Annotated in this window: 3 protein-coding genes; all 3 read left to right on the plus strand. The window is 45.0% G+C overall.

Features of this window, described 5'->3' with window-relative positions:
- The first annotated feature begins 73 nt into the window (after positions 1-73).
- Positions 74-427: a zinc ribbon domain-containing protein YjdM gene (locus ACS8FD_RS13130; protein WP_299186065.1), complete on the plus strand. Its 354-nt coding sequence runs from the start codon at positions 74-76 to the stop codon at positions 425-427.
- Positions 428-504: 77 nt separating this feature from the next.
- The gene (gene hemL / locus ACS8FD_RS13135) at positions 505-1806 is read left to right on the plus strand and encodes a glutamate-1-semialdehyde 2,1-aminomutase (protein WP_439262318.1); all 1302 of its coding nucleotides are present in this window, start codon (positions 505-507) and stop codon (positions 1804-1806) included.
- 230 nt (positions 1807-2036) lie between these two features.
- Positions 2037-2254: hypothetical protein (locus tag ACS8FD_RS13140; RefSeq protein WP_439276218.1), on the plus strand; the 218-nt coding region annotated here is incomplete at its 3' end.

Consider the following 2254-nt stretch of genomic DNA (forward strand, 5'->3'; position numbering starts at 1 on the left):
CAATGTTATCTCTAGTCTGGGGTCTAGGCTAAGTCTAGAATAAACCTACATGATGATGGCTGCCGAGGAAATAATGAGCTTACCCAATTGTCCAAAATGTGATGCTGAATATACGTACGAAGATGGTGCGTTACTGGTATGCCCTATGTGTGCTCATGAATGGACGGCAGCTGAGACTGACGCGGCTGAGGCAGAGGCGCAAGACGCGGTCATTCGCGATGCTGTCGGCAACGAGCTACAAGATGGCGATGCCGTGACCGTCATCAAAGACTTAAAAGTTAAAGGCTCATCCATCGTTATCAAAGTAGGCACCAAGGCAAAAAGCATTCGCTTGTTGCCAGATGCGAGCGATGGCCACGATATTGACTGTAAACTTGATGGCTATGGCCCCATGAAGCTTAAATCCTCAGTCGTTAAAAAGGCTTGAGACGATAAGTTTAACCAACAAGTTCAATAATATTTAAGTGAAAGATTTTACTTTTAATAAAACAATAGAGAATAACCATGAGCACTAAAAACGAACAACTATTTGCGCAAGCTCGCAAACATATTCCAGGCGGTGTCAACTCACCCGTCCGCGCTTTTGCAGGGGTAGGTGGTACGCCCATCTTTATGCACCGTGCTAATGGCAGCAAAATCTACGACACCGAAGACAATGCCTATATTGATTATGTTGGCTCATGGGGGCCAATGATCTTGGGTCATGCGCACCCAAAAGTGATCGATGCGGTCAAAAAAGCCGCTGATGATGGGTTAAGCTTTGGGACACCAACACCGTTTGAAACCACGGTTGCCGATAAGATTTGTGACATCGTACCCAGCGTTGAGATGATTCGTATGACCAGCTCTGGTACAGAAGCGACCATGAGTGCGATTCGTCTGGCGCGTGGCTATACGCAGCGTGACAAAATCGTCAAGTTTGAAGGCTGCTACCATGGCCATTCAGACAGTCTGCTAGTGAAGGCAGGCTCAGGAATGCTGGATATTGGTGAGCCAACCTCAAAAGGCGTGCCAGCAGATTTCGCTAAGCATACCATCACCATTCCTTATAATGATCCACAAGCGATTAAAGACTGCTTTGAGAAATGGGGTGATGAGATTGCTTGCGTTATCCTAGAACCAATCGCTGGCAACATGAACATGGTTATCCCAACCCAAGAGTTCCATGATACCTTGCGTGCTGAGTGTACCGCTAATGACGCAGTACTTATCTTTGATGAGGTGATGACAGGCTTTCGCGTTGGCCTTGGTGGCGCCCAGGCGCACTTCGGTATCGATCCTGACTTGACTTGTTTTGGTAAAATCATCGGTGCAGGCTTGCCCGTTGGTGCTTTTGGTGGCAAAAAAGAAATCATGTCTTGTATCGCGCCACTTGGCGGTGTCTATCAAGCGGGTACGTTGTCAGGCAATCCGCTAGCGATGCGTGCTGGTATCGCGATGTTTGAAGACTTAACGGCAGACGGCTTCTATGATGAATTATCAGCGAAAGTAGACAAGCTCGTTGATGGCTTTCAAGCGGCAGCTGACAAGCATGGTATTAATCTGCGTACCAATAAATTGGGCGGCATGTTTGGTATGTTCTTTGTTCGAGACAATGAGACGACTGTACCTCAGAACTTTGATGATGTGACAGAGTGCGATATGGACGTGTTTAACACTTTTTTCCATGGTATGTTAGATCGCGGTATTTATTTGGCACCGTCTGCTTATGAAGCAGGTTTTATGTCTATTAAGCATAGCGATACAGATATCGAAGACTCGATCAAAGCGGCCGATGAGATATTTGCCCAAATGGCTAAAGCGTAATTAGACAGTTCTAGCTTTAAGTATTTAAAATAGAAAACCAGCCATCGCGCTGGTTTTTTTGTGGCTAATTTTTATTGTACTTTGTGAATGATTGGCTCTTACTTTAAGTCGCGTTCACCATAAAAAGTGAGTAGAAGCCAGAGAAAATCATGCTCTACTCATTTGTAAAACAGAGAATAAACTGTGCTATTCTGAGACTAATAGTGACAACCAAGCAAGGATGCTAACTGATGAATACCAGTTCTGAAAACAATGCCCCCAGTAGTACCGTCCCTCCATTATGGCAAGCCGCGTATGAAAGATATGAACTAAGAAACAATCTAAATGTGTTAGAAGATAAGCATAACCTACTAGATTTGTTACAACCAAAGATTGAGCAGCATAGCGATTCTGTGGCTTTTAGTATGGGTCCTGCCACGCTGAGTTTTGCGCAATTAGATATCGCTAG

This window comes from Psychrobacter sp. 1U2 (genome assembly GCF_051847575.1).